The organism is Methylorubrum sp. POS3 (genome assembly GCF_043352485.1).
Taxonomy (GTDB): Bacteria; Pseudomonadota; Alphaproteobacteria; order Rhizobiales; family Beijerinckiaceae; genus Methylobacterium; species Methylobacterium suomiense.
Genome location: NZ_JAPRBT010000001.1, coordinates 1,304,429 through 1,321,633, shown reverse-complemented (window position 1 = coordinate 1,321,633; position 17,205 = coordinate 1,304,429). Strand labels below are relative to the sequence as shown.

20 protein-coding genes and 1 riboswitch are annotated in these 17,205 nt (G+C 69.2%); of the genes, 11 read left to right on the top strand and 9 right to left on the bottom strand.

What is annotated here, in order from left to right:
• Positions 1-374: 374 nt before the first annotated feature.
• Both OWC43_RS06195 and OWC43_RS06190 read right to left on the bottom strand, forming a co-directional pair.
• Complete coding sequence (locus OWC43_RS06195; RefSeq protein WP_137831566.1) at positions 375-986, bottom strand: PilZ domain-containing protein; 612 nt, start codon at positions 984-986, stop codon at positions 375-377.
• Positions 987-1,102: 116 nt separating this feature from the next.
• Positions 1,103-1,723 carry a PAS domain-containing protein gene (locus tag OWC43_RS06190; RefSeq protein WP_137831556.1) on the bottom strand — a complete coding sequence of 207 codons (621 nt, stop codon included), beginning with the start codon at positions 1,721-1,723 and terminating at the stop codon, positions 1,103-1,105.
• A 389-nt stretch (positions 1,724-2,112) separates the two neighbouring features.
• Here OWC43_RS06190 and OWC43_RS06185 point away from each other — a divergent pair, with 389 nt between their 5' ends.
• From OWC43_RS06185 to OWC43_RS06175, 3 genes are all read left to right on the top strand, one after another.
• The gene (locus OWC43_RS06185) at positions 2,113-2,928 is read left to right on the top strand and encodes a rhomboid family intramembrane serine protease (RefSeq protein WP_393956067.1); all 816 of its coding nucleotides are present in this window, start codon (positions 2,113-2,115) and stop codon (positions 2,926-2,928) included.
• 155 nt (positions 2,929-3,083) lie between these two features.
• Positions 3,084-3,938: a transporter gene (locus OWC43_RS06180; protein WP_393956066.1), complete on the top strand. Its 855-nt coding sequence runs from the start codon at positions 3,084-3,086 to the stop codon at positions 3,936-3,938.
• Between the two features lie 235 nt (positions 3,939-4,173).
• Entirely contained in the window at positions 4,174-4,605 is a 432-nt protein-coding gene (locus OWC43_RS06175) for a CBS domain-containing protein (RefSeq protein ID WP_137831553.1), read from the top strand.
• A 105-nt stretch (positions 4,606-4,710) separates the two neighbouring features.
• Here OWC43_RS06175 and OWC43_RS06170 read toward each other — a convergent pair whose 3' ends face one another.
• Genes OWC43_RS06170 through folE form a run of 3 tightly spaced genes read right to left on the bottom strand, consistent with a single transcriptional unit; the run spans position 4,711 to position 7,015 of the window.
• The gene (locus tag OWC43_RS06170) at positions 4,711-5,748 is read right to left on the bottom strand and encodes a patatin-like phospholipase family protein (RefSeq protein WP_393956065.1); all 1,038 of its coding nucleotides are present in this window, start codon (positions 5,746-5,748) and stop codon (positions 4,711-4,713) included.
• A 20-nt stretch (positions 5,749-5,768) separates the two neighbouring features.
• Positions 5,769-6,191 (bottom strand): phosphoribosyl-AMP cyclohydrolase, encoded by a 423-nt coding sequence (gene hisI / locus OWC43_RS06165; protein ID WP_393956064.1) that lies wholly within the window; start codon positions 6,189-6,191, stop codon positions 5,769-5,771.
• Between the two features lie 14 nt (positions 6,192-6,205).
• Positions 6,206-7,015, bottom strand: coding sequence for a GTP cyclohydrolase I FolE (gene folE / locus OWC43_RS06160; RefSeq protein WP_137831550.1), 810 nt, complete (start codon positions 7,013-7,015; stop codon positions 6,206-6,208).
• Between the two features lie 224 nt (positions 7,016-7,239).
• Between folE and OWC43_RS06155 the strand changes: the two genes are divergently transcribed.
• Positions 7,240-7,698 carry an iron-sulfur cluster assembly scaffold protein gene (locus OWC43_RS06155; protein ID WP_137831549.1) on the top strand — a complete coding sequence of 153 codons (459 nt, stop codon included), beginning with the start codon at positions 7,240-7,242 and terminating at the stop codon, positions 7,696-7,698.
• The gene (yidD, locus tag OWC43_RS06150) at positions 7,695-8,039 is read left to right on the top strand and encodes a membrane protein insertion efficiency factor YidD (protein ID WP_393956063.1); all 345 of its coding nucleotides are present in this window, start codon (positions 7,695-7,697) and stop codon (positions 8,037-8,039) included. The genes OWC43_RS06155 and yidD overlap by 4 nt, the downstream gene beginning before the upstream one ends.
• A gap of 136 nt (positions 8,040-8,175) precedes the next feature.
• On the opposite strand, the gene thrS is transcribed toward yidD, so the two are convergent.
• The 3 genes from thrS to mepA form a co-directional block, all read right to left on the bottom strand.
• Positions 8,176-10,203, bottom strand: a complete 2,028-nt coding sequence (gene thrS / locus OWC43_RS06145; protein ID WP_393956062.1) for a threonine--tRNA ligase — start codon at positions 10,201-10,203, stop codon at positions 8,176-8,178.
• Positions 10,204-10,315: 112 nt separating this feature from the next.
• Positions 10,316-11,107 carry a hypothetical protein gene (locus tag OWC43_RS06140; protein ID WP_393956061.1) on the bottom strand — a complete coding sequence of 264 codons (792 nt, stop codon included), beginning with the start codon at positions 11,105-11,107 and terminating at the stop codon, positions 10,316-10,318.
• A 68-nt stretch (positions 11,108-11,175) separates the two neighbouring features.
• Positions 11,176-12,120, bottom strand: a complete 945-nt coding sequence (gene mepA / locus OWC43_RS06135) for a penicillin-insensitive murein endopeptidase (RefSeq protein WP_393956060.1) — start codon at positions 12,118-12,120, stop codon at positions 11,176-11,178.
• 111 nt (positions 12,121-12,231) lie between these two features.
• Between mepA and OWC43_RS06130 the strand changes: the two genes are divergently transcribed.
• Entirely contained in the window at positions 12,232-12,627 is a 396-nt protein-coding gene (locus OWC43_RS06130; protein WP_137831335.1) for a PRC-barrel domain-containing protein, read from the top strand.
• 4 nt (positions 12,628-12,631) lie between these two features.
• Here OWC43_RS06130 and OWC43_RS06125 read toward each other — a convergent pair whose 3' ends face one another.
• A complete protein-coding gene (locus OWC43_RS06125) occupies positions 12,632-12,979 on the bottom strand; it encodes a PetM family of cytochrome b6f complex subunit 7 (RefSeq protein WP_238308791.1) in 348 nt (115 codons plus the stop codon).
• 221 nt (positions 12,980-13,200) lie between these two features.
• On the opposite strand from OWC43_RS06125, the gene OWC43_RS06120 reads away from it, so the two are divergent.
• The 5 genes from OWC43_RS06120 (at position 13,201) to OWC43_RS06100 (ending at position 17,205) form a co-directional block, all read left to right on the top strand.
• Positions 13,201-13,878: an HAD family hydrolase gene (locus tag OWC43_RS06120; protein WP_393956059.1), complete on the top strand. Its 678-nt coding sequence runs from the start codon at positions 13,201-13,203 to the stop codon at positions 13,876-13,878.
• A gap of 412 nt (positions 13,879-14,290) precedes the next feature.
• Positions 14,291-14,527, top strand: coding sequence for a hypothetical protein (locus OWC43_RS06115; RefSeq protein WP_137831332.1), 237 nt, complete (start codon positions 14,291-14,293; stop codon positions 14,525-14,527).
• A 240-nt stretch (positions 14,528-14,767) separates the two neighbouring features.
• A riboswitch (TPP riboswitch) is annotated at positions 14,768-14,890 on the top strand.
• A gap of 74 nt (positions 14,891-14,964) precedes the next feature.
• Positions 14,965-16,179, top strand: coding sequence for a glycine oxidase ThiO (thiO, locus tag OWC43_RS06110; protein ID WP_393956058.1), 1,215 nt, complete (start codon positions 14,965-14,967; stop codon positions 16,177-16,179).
• Positions 16,176-16,388, top strand: coding sequence for a sulfur carrier protein ThiS (thiS, locus tag OWC43_RS06105; RefSeq protein WP_137831330.1), 213 nt, complete (start codon positions 16,176-16,178; stop codon positions 16,386-16,388). The genes thiO and thiS overlap by 4 nt, the downstream gene beginning before the upstream one ends.
• A 4-nt stretch (positions 16,389-16,392) precedes the next feature.
• On the top strand, positions 16,393-17,205 hold the full coding sequence (locus tag OWC43_RS06100; RefSeq protein WP_137831329.1) for a thiazole synthase: 813 nt from the start codon (positions 16,393-16,395) through the stop codon (positions 17,203-17,205).

Here is a 17,205-nt window from a genome sequence, read left to right as displayed (position 1 = left end):
TATCGATTCGCCGCCTCCGAAACGGCTCCGCTTGGAAGGGCGAAAAGGTACTCAGGGCGCTCCCGCAAATCCGCAGGATCGGATTCAGCCGCTGCTAACTCTGCCCATGGCTGCGGTGACGGCGAGATCGGCCCTCGGGCGCCCGCAACATCCCGGAAAGGCTCCCCTCACGCGAAGCGCCGTTTCGCGCGCCGGTCGGAGACGGGTCGCAGAGAGAGATTTTACGCCGGGCATCGGTGCTGCCGTGTGACGCGACGGCGGCGTGAAGCCAGGATGCGCCGATCCGGCGGGCATGCCGCGCGATCCGCCATCTTGCGGAATCCACGGCTCGGCCGATGGGCAGCCTGCTCCCCTCGACGGCCGTGGCCGGAAGCTCAGAGGGTGATGCCCTCGTGGAAGCGGTCGGGGGAGATCGGCAGCATGAACTGGGCGCCGATACCGCCTTCGAAGTAGCGCACCACCCGGCCGGGCGTGGAGCCGACCATCACGGCGGTGCCGATCGGCGGCGTCGTCGTGGTTGCGAGCGCGACACCCGACATTGAGATGTCGATGACGCGGGCCGGGACCGTCCGCCCGGAATCCAGCCGCAACTGCACGCCGGGATTGGTCGGCACGAGGCGCTCGTGGGTGCGACCCTCCGGCAGTCCGAGATTCTCCCGATTGGCCAGCCACATGAGCTGCGAGGCGATCTTGTCGCGCTTGCGCGGGGTGGCGTTGAGCTGCATCGCGAAGCCGTTGGGCGGATGGCGCACGATCACGCCTTCCAGCCGCCCGATCTGCTCCAGATAGAGCACCACGCGCTCCCCCACGGCGCCGAGGACGGCGCAGGTCACGCGGACGCCCCCCGGCGACATGTCCACGGTCTGGCAGGGATATTCGCGCCGGTCGGAGAGCATGTAACGGCCGAGCAGCTCGGTACGCACCCGCTGATGGCGCCGCTGCTCGGCGACGCGAAGGGCGGTCCCGTTATGGGAGGGCTCGATCATGGTGGTCCGACGGTCGATGAGATGAGTCATCTCACATGGATCAATACCGTCGGGCGGGTTACGAAACACTTGCCTCTGGGAGGACATTTCTCGCTGGTTGTGGTGGCTTGCCTCTTTCAAGCACCGCTGCGTCCACCTTCGTGGACGAGAAGATGTCCGAATCGGACCGGGCGGACATCATTGGCAGGCTCCGGCAAGCCTTCGACGAAAGGGCGGGAAGCCGCCTCGGTCTTGGCCGGCGCCAGCACCCGTTGCGAGATCGTCTCGACATGCAGGATCGGGCGGATCCCGAGCCAGGGTGGGATGGTGTGGGGGCTCAGGGCTCCCAGCATGCGGGCTTCGGTCTTGCCGCGATGGCGCAGGGGGAGGAGCACCAGTTCGAGGTCGAGGCTCTCGCCGCGGGCGGTGCGCCCGGTGAGACCGGCGACCATCCCGACCGTGTCGACGTTGACCGTCTCGACGAGGTGCCACGGGTCGGCTTCGGTGCCCCGCACCCTTTCGTCCCAGAGCGCGGAGATGTGGCCGCCGCGCAATTCGCGACCGAACAGGGCACAGAGGCGGGTGCCGGCCAACCGCACCGTACAGGAGCGGCGAGCCGGATCGATTTCGAGAATAAAGCTGTCGGCCAAAAGGTTTCGGATCTCGCCCGGCTCGATCTCCCCTCGTTCCGGGGCGGAGCGAGGGCCCCGCAGGCGGTTCCAGTAGGCGTGGAGCTGGCGGCTGGTCGGATGCTTCATGATGTTCCGCATCGGTACGGTCCGCTCCGTTACGGAGCTATAACGGTTCGATGCGGGTCGGATTTCATGGTCCGACCCGCCACTCCCGTCCTTCTCCGCACACTTTATGCTCGGTACCCCGCCGCCGCGCGGGCAACCCTTTTTTAACCTTAACAGGAAGTTGACGGCGGCCCACACTTGCCGTCCGCCGGCCTCCTTGAGACGATCGACGCGTCGAGAGCGATGTCGACGCCAACACTTCGGGCGGGGTCCTGACGGATCGCCGGCCGCACGGGAGGGCTCCGACGAGGACCCTCCCGTGCCTTTCCTCGGCGGATGCGGCGCGGCACCGCGCGGAATCGGCCGCCCCGGGGCTTGCAGGTCGGCGCGGTCCGCCGACATGGTGCGGCATGGATGCCTCTCCCGACCTGCCGCGCCAGGGCCGCGTACCCGTCTTCAACCTGCCGGGGATCGTCACCGCCTCGATCGCGGTGATTGCGGGCATTCACGTCGTGCGCAGCGTGCTGCCGGACAGCTTCGACCTGTCGGTTCTCCTCGACCTCGCCTTCATCCCGGCCCGCTGGACCGCTTCCCTCGACCCGTCGCGGGCGGCCGACATCGTCAGGGCTGCCGGTGAGGCGGCGGGCGATCCCGCCATCTCGACCGCGAGGCAGGAATTTGCCCGCTACCTCGTATCCGACCCGTCGGCGATGCCCTGGACCTTCGTCAGCTACGCGCTGCTGCACGGCTCGTGGATGCACCTGATCTTCAACTCGGTCTGGCTCGCCGCCTTCGGGGCGCCGGTCGCCCGGCGCTACGGAGCCCTGCGATACGGGCTGCTGGCCCTCGCCGGGATCGTGGCCGGTGCCGGTCTCCACCTCGTCCTCGATCCGGAGAGTGCGATGCCCCTGGTGGGGGCTTCGGCGGGCATCTCGGCGCTGATGGCGGCCGCAGCCCGCTTCGTGTTCCAGCCGCCGCCCCCCTTCGCGGCCGCCGCCCCCTGGCATTTGCCGCCGCGACCGCCCCTGCAGACCATCCCCGAATTGTTGCAGAATCGCACGGCGATGCTGTTCCTCGGCGTCCTGCTCGGGACGAATCTGCTGTTCGGCCTGCTGGCCCTGCCGCTGGGCGGCAGCGAGGGACCGATCGCCTGGGACGCCCATCTCGGGGGCTTCGTCGCCGGCTTCTTCCTGCTGCCCCTGATGGAGCCGCGGGGGCGCCGCTGAAGCCGGGCAGCGTGGGTGAAACCGTGCCCTTTGGGCGACACCTTCCGCCGGAGGCGCCCCTCGGATCGCTTCGCTGGCAATAAACCGGCCCGCTATCCGTCAGGATTCGTAGGCGCGGCGACGGTCGCTGCGCGTCCGACGGAGCTTTATCCCCGGTGACACGTCGCATCCTCGCCGTCCTCCTATCCTCCGTCGCAGCCGGTCCCGCCCTTGCCGGATCCGCCGCTCAACCGGGCCAGACGATCGGCCTGCCGGTCGGTGCGCAGCTGCCCGTCGGCCTCTACTTCGTGAATACCTCGAGCTTCGGCGTACGGGATACGCTTCCGCGCGACTCGGAGAGCAACGTCAATCTGCCGACCTTCGCCTGGGCGACGCCGTGGAACATCCTCGACGCCCGCCTCCAGTTCTTCGTCACCCAGCCGGTCGCCGCCTCCAGCGCGCGCGGGGCGCCCTACAACAGCGGCATCGGCCAGACGCTCCTCGCCGCCCAGCTCGCCTGGAACCTCGGCAACGATATCGGTGTGAGCTACCTGTTCGGCGGTTACCTGCCGATCGAGACGCAGTTCCTGACGCAGTCCGCCTCGCTGAGCCATCGCTTCGCGATCAGCTACACGGGCAACGACTTAAACATCACCGCAAACATGCTCTACGGCGTCTTCCTCGACACCCGCTCGCCCTCGGGGACGCTTTATCCCGACTACATCAACCTCGACCTGACCATGACGAAGAAGTTCGGCAAGTGGCAGGTCGGCCCCGTCGCCTTCGCCTCGACCGATCTGCCGACCGGCGTGGCAAGCTATCGGCCGCAGGGGCAGATCGCGGTGGGCGGCCTCGTCGGCTACAATTTCGGGCCGGTGAACCTCCAGGCCTACATCACCCGCGACGTCGTCGAGCGGAACTACGGTGGCCACGAAACCCGAGGATGGCTGCGCGCCATCGTTCCGCTCTACCAAGACAAGAGCGAAGCCGCGCCGAACCGCACCACGGTGACACGCCGCCAGTCGCAGTAGAGCGTCTGCCTGCCCTGACGCGCGGGGGAACCGAGTGCACCCCCGCGCGGTCTCCCCTCGGGGTGTGTGGAAATTTCGTTCCGTATGACAGGCTGAACTGACAGGTTATCCTGCAAGAAGCGCTTGCCAGTGCGGCCGAGGTGCCACACAATCGCCTTATCCGAGGCGGGGCCAACCCGTCCTGATCGCTCTCGCGCCGTGGGGCTGTCGGCGCGATCCAACAGGAGGGGAGTTCATGAGCGTTGGGCGTATTCTCGCGGAGAAGGGCGCATCCGTCATCACGGTGCCGCCTCACCGCACCATCGACGAAGCCATTCACCTGCTCGCCGAGAAGCGCATCGGCGCCCTCGTCGTCGGCGATTCCGGCGGCCGCCTGATCGGAATCCTGTCGGAGCGCGATGTCATGCGCGCGCTTGCCTGTGACGGCGCCAGCGCCTTCGACCAGCCGATCTCCCGCTACATGACCGCGAAGGTCGTCACCTGCACCCGTCGCACCTCGATCGAGGAGGTGATGGAGACGATGACGGAGGGGCGCTTCCGCCACCTGCCGGTGGTGGAGGATGGGCAGTTGCTCGGCGTCGTTTCGATCGGCGACGTCGTCAAGCGCCGCATCGCCGCCGTCGAGGCGGAACATCAGGCGATGCGCGATTACATCACGATGGCCTGATCCTGTATCGGCCGGCGGCCTCGATCCGGGTCTGTGACCGCGCCGCATCCGTCCTGACGCGCGGAGACTCATCGGCGCGTCGGGATCTAGCCGACCGGCAGGCCGTCAGCAGCGGGCCGCCGCGCCCTCGATCATCCGGCGGATCTCCGGCACGGCTGCCCGACCGGCCTGACGGCCGAGTTCGATGCCGAACTCGGCCCGGTGGAATTCGAATTGGCCGAACTCGCCGAGGCGCGGCCGGATCGACACGTCCGGCGGCTCGCTCGCCAACCGGGCACGCGAGATCCGATCCTGCGTGATGTTGAAGGCGTCCAGCATGACGCGGGCGACGCCGGGTGCCGCGCGTCCCGGGTCCTCCGGTGGCTTGGGCCGGGCGCGGCGGCCCATCAAGCGCCGGCTCGCCCCGCTCAGGAGGGCCCAGCGACCCCTGCGCCGGACGGTGGCCTCCAGCGTCCGCTCGATCTCTTCCTCGTCGGGCTCGGCCCGCTCGTCCACGGGCTCCTCGGGATCGAGGCCGGGTCGGATCACGCGGGCGCGCGGGCGGGTCTCGCAGGAGAGGTTCACGCAGATCACCAGATCGGCGCCGAGCTCCCGCGCGAGCCGGACCGGCACGGGATTGACCAGGGTCCCATCCATCAGGAGACGCCCCTCGAGGGCGACCGGCGGAAAGATGCCGGGGATCGCGTAGGAGGCGCGCACGGCCTCGACGAGTGGCCCCCGCGTCAGCCAGACCTCGTGCCCGGTGCCGAGTTCGGTGGCCACGCTCGCGAAGGCCAAAGGCAGCCGCTCGATATGAAAGCCGGTCAGTTCCCGAGCGAGCCTGCGCCGCAGGCGTTCGCCGGCGATCAGCCCCGAGCCGGTCAGTCGCGGGTCGATCATCCCCATCACCCGGCGGCGGGTGAGCGAGAGCGCGAAATCCTTGAGGGCACCGATCCGCCCGGCGGCGTAGGCCCCGCCGACCACGGCGCCGATCGAGCAGCCGGACACCACCTCGGGAAAGATGCCGGCCTCTTCCAGTGCCTCGATCACGCCGATATGCGACCAGCCCCGGGCCGAGCCTCCGCCGAGGGCGAGACCGATCCGCGGGGCGCGGGTGCGCGGGACCACCGGCTCCACGGCCCCTGCCGGAATCATCCGCGGCATGGGACCGGGCGCCTCCAGCCTCATCGAGGCGGGTCGATATGCGCGAGGAAAGCGGTGCCGGTCTCGGGATCGCGCGCGACGGCGCGATAGAAGCAGGAACGGCGCCCGGTATGGCAGCATCCGCCATCCCCACCGACCTCGACCCGAATCAACAGCGCATCCTGATCGCAATCGATCCGCATCTCCACGATGCGCTGGATTTGGCCGGAGGTCGCGCCCTTGTGCCAGAGCTCGCGGCGGGAGCGCGACCAGTACCACGCCTCGCCGGTCTCGAGGCTGCGGGCGAGCGATTCGGCATTCATGTGGGCGAGCATCAGGATTTGCCCGTCATGGGCATCGACGGTGATGCAGGTGATCAGCCCATCCGCGCCGAAGCGCGGGGTGAGCCGGGTGCCCTCCTCGACCTCGGCATGGGTGCCGGGCTTCTCGAACAGGTCCGTCATCGTCGGCGGACCGCTCAGGCCTTGTGGCCGCGGACAAGGGTCAGGAAGCGAACCTGCTCGCTCGGATCCTGCTTGTAGACGCCGCGGAACTGCGTGGTGATCGTCGAGACGCCGGCCTTCTGGACGCCGCGCATCGCCATGCAGAGATGCTCGGCCTCGATCATCACGGCGCAGCCGCGCGGCTGGAGGATGCTCTCGATCGTGTCGGCGATCTGGGCCGTCATGGTCTCCTGCGTCTGCAGGCGACGGGCGAAGGCATCGACCACGCGGGCGAGCTTCGAGAGGCCGACGACGCCCTTGGTCGGATAATAGGCGATGTGGGCGAGCCCCATGAACGGCACCATGTGGTGCTCGCAATGGGAGTAGAACGGGATGTCGCGCACCAGCACGACGTCCGAATACCCCTCGACTTCCTCGAACACCCGCTCCAGCAGCGCGTCGGCGTCCGTCCGGTAGCCGCCGAAGAGCTGCTCGTAGGCCTTCACCACGCGCTTGGGCGTGTCGATCAGACCCTCGCGGGTCGGATCGTCGCCGGCCCAGCGCAGCAGCGTGCGCACGGCAGCCTCCGCCTCCTGACGGCTCGGACGACCGAGCGCGATCTCGTTCGGCACCCGCTGGGCCGAATCGGGGAGGGGGGCGATGTTGGCCGATCCCTCGGGCCGACCGGGGTCGTTGGCACCCTGCATCCCATCGAGGCCGACGGCGCTCGTGCGTCGCTCGTCGTCGCTCATGCCGTAGGAGAGGGATTTGAGGGCGGCATCCATGGCATCTCCGGCCTTCGCGACACGGGCCTTCATGGTCGTGCTGTCGGGCTTGGCGTACATCGTCGATCCGTCCCGGCGCTTCTCACTTCAAGTGCCGACGCCCTCGAACGATCCTATTCCGGGGTCAGGGCGTGACCGGGGTCGACGGTGCCATTCTCGCGAAACGGCTTCGTCGCGCCTATATCGTCGCATTCGCGCCGTCACGCAATGCACGGCACGCGCATCCGGCTCAACGTTTCCTCGACTCCTCCCCCGCATCGGCGCCGTGGACAAGAAGGTCCGCCATGATCGACGACATCTACAACCGCCGCATCCTCGAACTCGCCGCCGACATCCCCCGGCTCGGGCGGCTGCCGAAGCCCGATGCCACGGCGACCGCGCATTCCAAGCTCTGCGGCTCGACCGTGACGGTGGATCTCGCCACCGATGCGGCGGGCACCGTCACCGACTTCGCCCACGACGTGAAGGCCTGCGCCCTCGGCCAAGCCTCCTCCTCGCTGATGGCCCGCCACGTGGTCGGTTCGACCACGGAGGAATTGCGGGCCGTGCGGGCCCGGATGCGGGCGATGCTCAAGGAGAACGGCCCGGCGCCCGACGGCAAATGGGCCGATCTCGCCGTGCTGGAGCCGGTGCGCGACTTCCGTGCCCGCCACGCGTCCACGCTGCTCACCTTCGACGCGGTGGTCGACGCCCTCGACCGGATCGCCGCGGAGCGGGGACCCGGCGCCCCCGAGGCGGCGTGATCCGACAGGCCGCTCACTGGGCGATTCGCGGCTACCAGCTCAGCCTGTCCGGGCTGGTGGGCCGCCAGTGCCGGCACTGGCCGTCCTGCTCGGAATACACCGACACGGCGATCCAGCGGCACGGACTCTGGGCCGGCGGCTGGATGGGGGTTTCGCGGATCTGCCGCTGCGGTCCATTCGGCACACACGGCATCGACCTCGTGCCCGAGCGCATCCCGGAAGGCGCGGCCTGGCACCGCCCCTGGGCCTACGGCCGCTGGCGCAGTGTCGAGGCGCCACCACCGCTGGTCTGCGAGACGGTCGAAACCACCGGCTCCTCCCACCCGACCCCCTCATCCTGAGGTGCCCGCCATAGGCGGGCCTCGAAGGAGGGCTTCAGATGTCTCGGCGATCTCTGGAGCCCTCCTTCGAGGGCGATGCTGCGCGTCGCCACTCCAGGATGAGGGGGATGGGTGGAGATAGGGGTAGAGCCGAAGCCTACGGTGCCGGCTGCTCCACATGATGCCCGTCGAGCACCGTATCCGTGCTCGGGCGGCTCTCGACCACGGCCTCGGCCCGGCGGCGATCCGGGGAGGTCGCCTCGTCCACGAAGACCGCGAGCGCCGCGTCGAGCGTCAGCGTGGTGGTCTTCTGGCTGCCGAGGCGGCGCACCGAGACGGTGCGCTCCTCCGCCTCGCGCTTGCCCAGCGCCAGCAGCACCGGCACCTTGGCCAGCGAGTGCTCGCGGACCTTGTAGTTGATCTTCTCGTTGCGCAGGTCGGCGTCCACACGCAGCCCTGCGCGTTCGAGAACTCGCACGACCTCGCGGGCATAGCCGTCGGCTTCGCTGGTGATCGTCGCCACCACGATCTGCACGGGCGCGATCCAGAGCGGAAAATGCCCGGCGAAATGCTCGATCAGGATGCCGGTGAAGCGCTCCATCGAGCCGCAGATCGCGCGGTGGACCATCACCGGCGGCTTCTTCTGGCTGTCGGCATCGATATAGGTCGCGCCGAAGCGCTCCGGCAGGTTGAAGTCCACCTGGGTGGTGCCGCATTGCCAGTCGCGGCCGATGGCGTCGCGCAGCACGTACTCGAATTTCGGCCCGTAGAAGGCCCCTTCGCCCGGATTGACTGCGGTCTTGATGCGGCCCCCCGACTGCTCCTCGATCTGGGCCAGCACCCGCGTCATCACCGCCTCGGCATGATCCCACAGGGCATCCGAGCCGACGCGCTTCTCCGGACGCGTCGAGAGCTTCACCAGGATCTCGTCGAAGCCGAAATCCGCGTAGGTCGAGAGGATCAGGTCGTTGATCTTCAGGCACTCGTCGGCGAGCTGATCCTCGGTGCAGAAGATATGCGCGTCGTCCTGCGTGAAGCCGCGCACGCGCATCAGCCCGTGCATGGCGCCCGACGGCTCGTAGCGGTGAACCACGCCGAACTCGGCCATGCGCAGCGGCAGGTCGCGGTAGGATTTCAGCCCATGCTTGAAGATCTGCACGTGGCCGGGGCAGTTCATGGGCTTGAGCGCGAACCAGCGCTTGTCCTCGGCCTCGTCGCCGGCGGATTGGGCCGCGAACATGTTCTCGCGGTACCAACCCCAGTGACCCGAAGTCTCCCACAACGACTTATCGAGGATCTGCGGCGCGTTCACCTCGGCGTAATCGCCCTTCAGGCGGCGGCGCATATAGGCGATCAGCTCCTGGAACACCGTCCAGCCCTTGGCGTGCCAGAACACGACGCCGGGGCCTTCCTCCTGGAAGTGGAACAGATCCATCTCCTTGCCAAGACGCCGGTGGTCGCGGCGCTCGGCCTCCTCCAGGCGGTGCAGATAGGCGTCCAGGTCGCCTTGCGAGGCCCAGGCGGTGCCGTAGATGCGCGTCAGCATCGGGTTGTTGGCGTCGCCCCGCCAATAGGCGCCCGCGACCTTCATCAGTTTGAAGGCGGTGCCGATCTTGCCCGTCGAGGTCATGTGCGGGCCGCGGCACAGGTCGAACCACTCACCCTGCCGGTAGATCTTCAGATCCTCGCCCGGCGGGATCGCGTCGACCAGCTCGACCTTGTAGGCCTCGCCCCTGTCGGCGAAGAGCGCCTTGACGTCGTCCCGCTTCCAGATCTCCTTGGTGAAGGGCGCGTCGCGCGCGATGATCTCGCGCATCTTGGCTTCGATCTTCGGAAAGTCCTCCGGCGTGAACGGCTCATCCTTGGCGAAGTCGTAGTAGAAGCCGTTCTCGATCACCGGGCCGATCGTCACCTGCGTCCCGGGCCAGAGCGCCTGGACGGCCTCCGCCAGCACGTGCGCACAATCATGGCGGATCAGTTCCAGGGCGCGGGGATCGTCGCGGGCGATGAACTCGATCGCGGCATCCTGCGCGATCGAGTCGTCGAGATCCCGCACGACGCCGTCGAGCGCCATGGCGACGGTGCGCTTGGCCAGCGACTTGGCGATGCCCTCGACCACGGTCCGGCCGGTCACCGCGGCGTCGAACGCGCGGGTGTTGCCGTCGGGGAAGGTCAAGATGGGCATGATGGAACCGTGTTTTCGAAGGTCTCTGCGTCCCGGAAGAGGCGCGGGCCGGGTTTGCGGGACGCGGGGGAGGGAAGTCAACGCCGATTGAAGGGGCCGGTGGGAGCGCCGCTCACGGCGGCCAGTCGGTGAAGCCCGCGACCCGGTGGAGGAGGCGTCGGCTTCGGGCGATCTCGCCGAAGGGGGCGAGTTCCCAGGTCCAGGCGTGGTCGGGCGCGCCGAGCGCGACGCCGTAGAGCAGGTCGTGCCGCTCGACGACGTGGCCGGCCCGATCTTCCTCGGTCTCGTCGAGGTCGGTCACGAGGCAGACCTGGGCGGACAAGCGGGCCAGGTCTGCGAGATGTGCCTCGACGATCCTCCGACCGAAGGCGTCTCCGTCCTGCGGCGTCCAGGGTCCGTAGGCCCGGCGGCCGCCCTCCAGTCGGGCGACCGGGCGGATCGGCAATTGCGACAGCAGGTTGGCCGAAATCACCAAGTCGGTTCCCGACTCGGCGCAAACCGGTGGCAGGCACGGTTTCAGATCCGAGGCATGGCCCGTCAGCAGGGCCATGGCGCCGCTGAGATCGGCCGTCAGCAGTTCGACCTGCGCGAGGGCGCGCACGGCGCGCCGGGTCGCCAGCGGATGCACCGCATCGACCAGCACCACCCGTCGGAACGCGTCCGTCAATGCGGCGAGCGGGATGTCGGCGAGCAGGCCGGAGCCCAGCACCACCACCGTGTCCCGCCGCCCGCAGGTCGCGATCGCCGCCCGCATCACGTCCCGGCTCGCCGCGAGATGCGGCGCCCAGGCCGCCCGGCAGCGGCGCGCCCGCGATTGCAGCCAGATGCTGTCCCTCAGGTAGCCGAGCCGGCGCTGGGCCGGCGGCGCGGGCGTGGCGATGTATCGGAACAGGTCGCGGATCACGGCGATTTCGGGCTCCGACGCCGGGCCTGCCCCATCACGGAGCGGCGCGGCGTCGATCGACTCATCGCCTACCGGGCGTGCAGCACCGCGCGGCAGGCATCAGGCAGCCCGGCGAGCGTCATCGGCGGGCGGGGCTTCGGCGGGGTCTTGGGTTTGGGCGGGTTGAGGATGGCCGGGCTGAACCAATAATCGAGTTCGGCGCCGCAGCCGTCTCCGGGCGGCGGCGGGGCCTGGTCGTCGCAGGATCCCTCGCCGCCGGGGCAGGCCAGGCGGATGTGGTAGTGGTAATTGTGCCCGTACATCGGGCGCACCTTGTTGAGCCAGCCGCGATCGCCACCGGCCTCCCGGCAGAGCGCCTTCTTGATCGCCGGATTGACGAAGATGCGCGCCACTTCGGGCTGGCGCGCGGTCATGCGGATCAGCGCCGTGTGCTGCGACGTCCACACATCCGGGTCGATCTCGAGCCGGTCGGCGCGCACGACGTTCGTCGCGGAGGTTTCCTCGCGCTCGGCCCGGCTCATGCGATGGTCCGGCATGGGGGTCAGCCAGACATCGACGTCGAGGCCGAGCTGGTGCGAGGCGTGGCCGGTCAGCATCGGCCCGCCGCGGGGCTGCGACATGTCGCCGACGAGCAATCCCGGCCAGCCGGCCCGCGGGGCCTGGGCGGCGAGCCGCTCGATGAAGTTCACGAGATGCGGCACGCCCCACATCCGGTTGCGGGAGGGGCGCATCACCTGCCAATTCGACCCGTCCATCGGCAGCGACTCGCCGCCGGAGAAGCAGCCCTTGGCATAGGAGCCGAAGGACTGAGCCGGCCCGCCGGTCGGCCCGGTGACGCGGCCGAACAGGGCCTTGGCCGGGGTCGAGGGATCGTTCGGGTTGGCAAGCGGCGGCAGCGGTTTCGGATTCACGCTGCCGCGATCCTGCGCGGCGGCCGGCCCGGCAAGGGCGCAGGCCGCGAGCGTCGCGACCACGACCGGGAGGGGGGAGAGGGGCAGGCGGGGCAGCGGCATGCGCGTCGGTTCGTCCGGATGAAGAGGGAGGGGTCGGCGAGCGCCCGGAACGTGCCCGGCGAGATGGGCGTTTTTCAAGGCAAGCTGTAACAACGTTGCAGGACGCTCGCCATGAACGACGTCATGATCGATACCGCGTCTGCCGACGCGGCCCACCCGCGCAGCCTGATCGCCAGCGACCGCGTCATCGGCACCGATGTGCGCCGGCCAGATGGGAGCAAGGTCGGCCGCATCGAGCGGCTGATGCTCGACAAGGCCACGGGTCGCGTCGCCTACGCCGTGATGAGTTTCGGTGGTTTCCTTGGGCTGGGCGAGGCGTTCTACACGCTCCCCTGGGCCGTGCTGCGCTTCGATCCCGGCCTGGATGCCTACGTCGTCGACATCACCGAGGCGCAACTGCGCGCAGCCCCGGAGCGCTCGCCGGAGGGGGGCGATCCGGGCGACGAGCGCGAATGGGAGGAGCACGTACACCGCTACTACAACGCGGCGCCCTATTGGGGGATCTGACGCTTCAGGGGCCGGTCAGGAAGCCGATCGGCTCCCGCGGCGGTTGGCCGAGCCAGATCAGCACGGCGCCGAGACCGAGGCCGAACAGGGACGCGGGCACGAGGCCGAGGGGCGCGAGGAGCACGGCATCGGCCCAGGGCGCGATCTTCTCGACGGTTTGACCGAGAGCGGCGGTGCGATCCTGCGGCAGGGCATGGATCCAGTCGGCGAGCGTGGTGATGCGCAGCCCGTTATTCGCGATGGAGCGCGCCCCGTCGTAGCAGAGTTGCACGAAGCCGCCCGCCATGATCACGAGCCCGATCGCGCGGCTGAAGAACGGCAGTCCGAGGAAGCGGGCGACGTTACGCAGCATGTCCGACCTCGCGCGGGCCTTCGGATCGGCCTATCCGGGGCGACGCTTCAGCTCTTTAGATCCGCATCGGCTGGTTTTGATGAGCCGCCGGCCACCGCTTGGGCCGATACTCTTGCCGCCGCGCTTGCCGCCTGACTAGGCCGAGCCCGGCGGCCCTGGCAAGCCTGCGGCTTTCCGAGCCACTTGGTCCGCCGTCGCCGTCATGCGACAGGCGGGGCCCGATGACGGATACGCTTTCCCTCCCTTCCCTGGTGATCTTCGACTGCGACGGCGTGCTGGTGGACAGCGAGCCGATCAGCCTCGGCGTGCTCACGCGCGGGCTGAACAGCATCGGCCTCGCCCTGGACGTCGAGACGGTTCGGGCCCGCTACGCCGGGACCTCCATGGTCTCGATCATGGAGCGCGTCGCGACCGAGGACGGTATCCAGCCGCCCGACGGTTTCGCCGAGCGGGTCAAGGCGGAGACGCTGCGGGCGTTCGAGGCGGAACTCTCGGCCATGGCCGGCATCGCCCAGGCCCTGGCCGAGCTGGCACTGCCGTTCTGCGTGGCCTCCAGCAGCGATCCCGTGCGCCTGCGCCGCTCCCTCGGTCTCACCGGCCTGTTGCCCCTGTTCGACGGGCGCATCTTTTCCTCGGCCGAGGTCGCCCGCGGGAAGCCCTTCCCGGACCTGTTCCTCCATGCCGCGGCACGGATGGGGCAGGACCCCTCCGCCTGCCTCGTGATCGAGGACAGCGTTCCGGGGGTGCAGGCGGCCCGCGCCGCCGGCATGCGGGTCGCCGGTTTTACCGGCGGCGGCCATTGGGGCCACGATCGCGCCGGGCAGGATTTGCTGGCCGCCGGCGCCGCGCGCGTCTTCACCGCCCATGCCGATCTCGGCCGGATCATCTCCGGATCCTAAGCCCGGGATCTCGGGGCAGCCCCACAGGTGAGACGCGTCGCGTGAAGGGGGAAACCCGGCGCGTTCTTTCCCTGTCAAGCTAATCTTCGAAAGAACATTCCGTTGACGGTGAAGGTCCGAACGCTCATCTTTGGGGCGTGCGGTCGTCTCCGCATCGCGGTAATTTGTCATGGCACGCTTGCGCCGCGTTATCAAACGCTAATGCATCACGGAGCACTTCGCTCCGTGGTCCTCATCGAACAGGAGGACTTGCCTTGAACGGTCTTTCGCATTTGAAAGCTTCTAAAACTGACGGCGGCGGGTTCGTCCGGGTTCGGGAGTGTTGTCGGGCAGTCATGTTGGTGGGCTAGGAGCCCGCGCGAACGCCTCATCGACAACCGGCCCTGAAATGGCCGCAGGAGTTCACTCCGTCATGACCCGTGTCCAACCCTACGCCCCCGTCCTGTTCTCTGAACAGGAAGCACCGACCCGTGTGATCGAGATCGGTGACCTGACCGCCGGCATCGCCGTGCCCGAGCGGGGTGGTGTGCGCTTCTTCTCTTCCGAGCGCCGCTTCGACGGCCTCGACGGCACCCTGTTCCGCAATGTCGAGCAGGCGGCCCGCGCCGCCCGCGACAAGAGCCGTGCGACGCGCCTTCGCGCGGTGTGAGGCGCTTTCCGACGACGGGCTCCAGGTTCGTCACGAGAGCGTATCCTACGACGAGGATCGAGCGATCGATCCTGCGAGCCGGCGGCCTTGATGGGCCGCCGGCTTTTTCGTGCTCGGTCGAAGCCGGTTGGACGGCGCCCCCGGCCCGATCGCGGCACCGGATCGACCCGCGGTGACAGGCTGCGGTGCCGGGCTTCAGGCCGGGGGGATTGACCTGTGGCCTCGGCGGGGCCACATCGAAGCTGTTCCAGGGAGATCCCCGCCAAGGGGCTGAGACACCGCTATCGCCGTCATCGGCAGCGCGGAAATCCTTCGAACCTGATCCGGTTCATACCGGCGTAGGGATTGGACCTGAAGGGTGGCCGAAAGGCGAACCCGCTTCATCGGAAGCTCATGGTGTCCAATCCCTGCGAAGAGAGTTTCGCGGGAGGTGGCCCATGTCCGAGATGCTGACAGCCCCGTTCGAGCGGCGCCGCGGTCCCGATGTGCGTCCCCGCCCCGCCGCGCTGCCGCAGCGGGCCGACGTGGTCGTAGTCGGCGGGGGCCTGATCGGTCTGTCGGTGGCGTGGCGCTTGGCCGAAGCCGGTCGCTCCGTGGTCGTGATCGAGCGCGGCCAAGTCGGCGCCGGCGCGAGCCTCGCCGCCACCGGCATGCTGGCACCGGCCGCCGAGCACGAGCCCGGTTCCGATCACCTCCTGCCCCTCGCGCTCGAATCCCTGAATCGCTGGCCGGGCTTTCGCGATTCGCTCCAGGCTGCCTCCGGCCTCGATATCGATTACCGCGAGGACGGCACCGTGGTGCTGGCTGTCGGCCGCGACGAGGTCGAGCGGCTGCGCTTCCGCTACGAGCTTCAGAAGCGTTCGGGCGTCGCCGCCGAGTGGCTGTCGGGTCCCCAGGTCCGTGCCCGGGAGCCGCTGCTACGGCCGAACGTGACCGCCGGGATTCTCTGTCCCCTCGATGCGCAAGTCGATCCCCGCCTCGTCATGGCGGCCCTGCTGCGCGCCTGCGAGGCGACGGGCGTGACCATCGTCGAGGAGAGGGCGGTGGAAGGGCTCGACCGCCGCGGGGGACGGGTCATCGGCGTCCGGGCTGGCGGACAGACGGTCGCTTCGGACAGCGTGATCCTCGCGGCCGGTGCCTGGAGCGGGCAGGCAGGTCTTCTGCCGGACGGGCTCGCCCTCCCGGTACGACCGCTCAAGGGGCAGTCCCTGGCGCTCCGCACGACCCGCCGCACCGGCACGCTGTCCGGCATGGTCTGGACCGCCGAGGTGCATATGGCGCCCAAGGGCGATGGCGGGCTCATCATCGGCGCGACGGTGGAGGATTGCGGCTTCACGCCGGGGGTGACCGCGGGCGGGGTGTTCGCCCTGCTCGAGGGGGCGCGCCGCATCCTGCCGGGCGTCGAGGAGATGGCGATCGAAGCGGTCTGGAGCGGCTTCCGCCCGACTTCGGACGACGACGCGCCGATCATCGAGGAGACCCTGCCCGGCCTCGTCGTGGCCACGGGTCATCACCGCAACGGGTACCTGCTGGCGCCCGCCACCGCCGACGCGGTCGCCGCCCTGGTCACGGAGGGCGCGCTGCCGGACTTCGCCCGCGGCTTCACCAGAGCCCGGTTCGAGACGACCGGCGAGGGGAGGGCCGTGGCGTGAGGCTAACCGTCAACGGAGAGGCCTGCGAGCGGGAGGTGGCGGATCTCGCCGCCTTGTTCGCCGCGGAGGCCGAGGAGCGGGGTATCGAGAGCCCCGAGGGCATCGCCATCGCGGTCAACGGGCGCGTGGTGCGCCGGGCGGCCTGGGGCGCGACGCCCGTGAACGAGGGCGACCGCATCGAGATCGTCCGCGCCATGCAGGGAGGCTGACGCCATGAACCATCACGACACCGCCCTTCACCCCGCGCCCGCCGGGGCCGTGGACGACGCCCTGGAGATCGCGGGCGTGCGCCTCGCCTCGCGCCTGTTCATCGGCACGGCGGGCTATCCGAGCCAGGAGATCATGGCGCAGTCGGTGCGCGCCTCGGGCGCCGAGGTCGTCACGGCGTCGATCCGCCGTGTCTCGCTGCAGGGCCACGGCTCCGACACGTTCCAGAAGCTGAAGGGGGCCCGGTTCCTCCCGAACACCGCGGGCTGCGAGACGGCGCGCGACGCGATCATGACCGCCGAGCTCGCCCGCGAGGCGCTGGGCACCGACTGGATCAAGGTCGAGGTGATTGGCGACCGCGAGACGCTCTATCCCGACGTGACCGAGCTGATGGAAGCCTGCCGCCATCTCGTCGAGGACGGCTTCACCGTGCTGCCCTATTGCAACGACGATCCGGTGATCTGCGAGCGGTTGGCCGATCTCGGCTGCGCCGCGGTGATGCCGATGGGCTCCCTGATCGGCTCCGGCATGGGCATCGCCAACCCGGCCAATATCGAGCTGATCTGTCGCCGGGCCAAGGTGCCGGTGATCGTCGATGCCGGCATCGGCACCGCCTCGGATGCCGTGATCGCCATGGAACTGGGGGCTGCGGCCTGCCTCATCAATACGGCGGTCGCCAAGGCCGACGATCCGGTGCGGATGGCCGGCGCCATGCGCCACGCGGTTGCGGGGGGCCGTCTCGCGCATCTGGCCGGACGCATTCCCCGGCGCGGCCGGGCCGAACCGTCGAGCCCGCAGCTCGGTCTCGTCGGCAGCTGA

Excerpts from the sequence above, each read along its gene's own strand:
- OWC43_RS06195 (WP_137831566.1), bottom strand. The coding sequence starts at position 986 with ATGATCGAGCCCTCCCATAACGGGACCGCCCTTCGCGTCGCCGAGCAG.
- OWC43_RS06190 (WP_137831556.1), bottom strand. The coding sequence starts at position 1,723 with ATGAAGCATCCGACCAGCCGCCAGCTCCACGCCTACTGGAACCGCCTG.
- OWC43_RS06185 (WP_393956067.1), top strand. The coding sequence starts at position 2,113 with ATGGATGCCTCTCCCGACCTGCCGCGCCAGGGCCGCGTACCCGTCTTC.
- OWC43_RS06175 (WP_137831553.1), top strand. The coding sequence starts at position 4,174 with ATGAGCGTTGGGCGTATTCTCGCGGAGAAGGGCGCATCCGTCATCACG.
- OWC43_RS06170 (WP_393956065.1), bottom strand. The coding sequence starts at position 5,748 with ATGCCGCGGATGATTCCGGCAGGGGCCGTGGAGCCGGTGGTCCCGCGC.
- hisI (WP_393956064.1), bottom strand. The coding sequence starts at position 6,191 with ATGACGGACCTGTTCGAGAAGCCCGGCACCCATGCCGAGGTCGAGGAG.
- folE (WP_137831550.1), bottom strand. The coding sequence starts at position 7,015 with ATGTACGCCAAGCCCGACAGCACGACCATGAAGGCCCGTGTCGCGAAG.
- OWC43_RS06155 (WP_137831549.1), top strand. The coding sequence starts at position 7,240 with ATGATCGACGACATCTACAACCGCCGCATCCTCGAACTCGCCGCCGAC.
- thrS (WP_393956062.1), bottom strand. The coding sequence starts at position 10,203 with ATGCCCATCTTGACCTTCCCCGACGGCAACACCCGCGCGTTCGACGCC.
- mepA (WP_393956060.1), bottom strand. The coding sequence starts at position 12,120 with ATGCCGCTGCCCCGCCTGCCCCTCTCCCCCCTCCCGGTCGTGGTCGCG.
- OWC43_RS06130 (WP_137831335.1), top strand. The coding sequence starts at position 12,232 with ATGAACGACGTCATGATCGATACCGCGTCTGCCGACGCGGCCCACCCG.
- OWC43_RS06125 (WP_238308791.1), bottom strand. The coding sequence starts at position 12,979 with ATGCTGCGTAACGTCGCCCGCTTCCTCGGACTGCCGTTCTTCAGCCGC.
- OWC43_RS06120 (WP_393956059.1), top strand. The coding sequence starts at position 13,201 with ATGACGGATACGCTTTCCCTCCCTTCCCTGGTGATCTTCGACTGCGAC.
- OWC43_RS06115 (WP_137831332.1), top strand. The coding sequence starts at position 14,291 with ATGACCCGTGTCCAACCCTACGCCCCCGTCCTGTTCTCTGAACAGGAA.
- thiO (WP_393956058.1), top strand. The coding sequence starts at position 14,965 with ATGTCCGAGATGCTGACAGCCCCGTTCGAGCGGCGCCGCGGTCCCGAT.
- OWC43_RS06100 (WP_137831329.1), top strand. The coding sequence starts at position 16,393 with ATGAACCATCACGACACCGCCCTTCACCCCGCGCCCGCCGGGGCCGTG.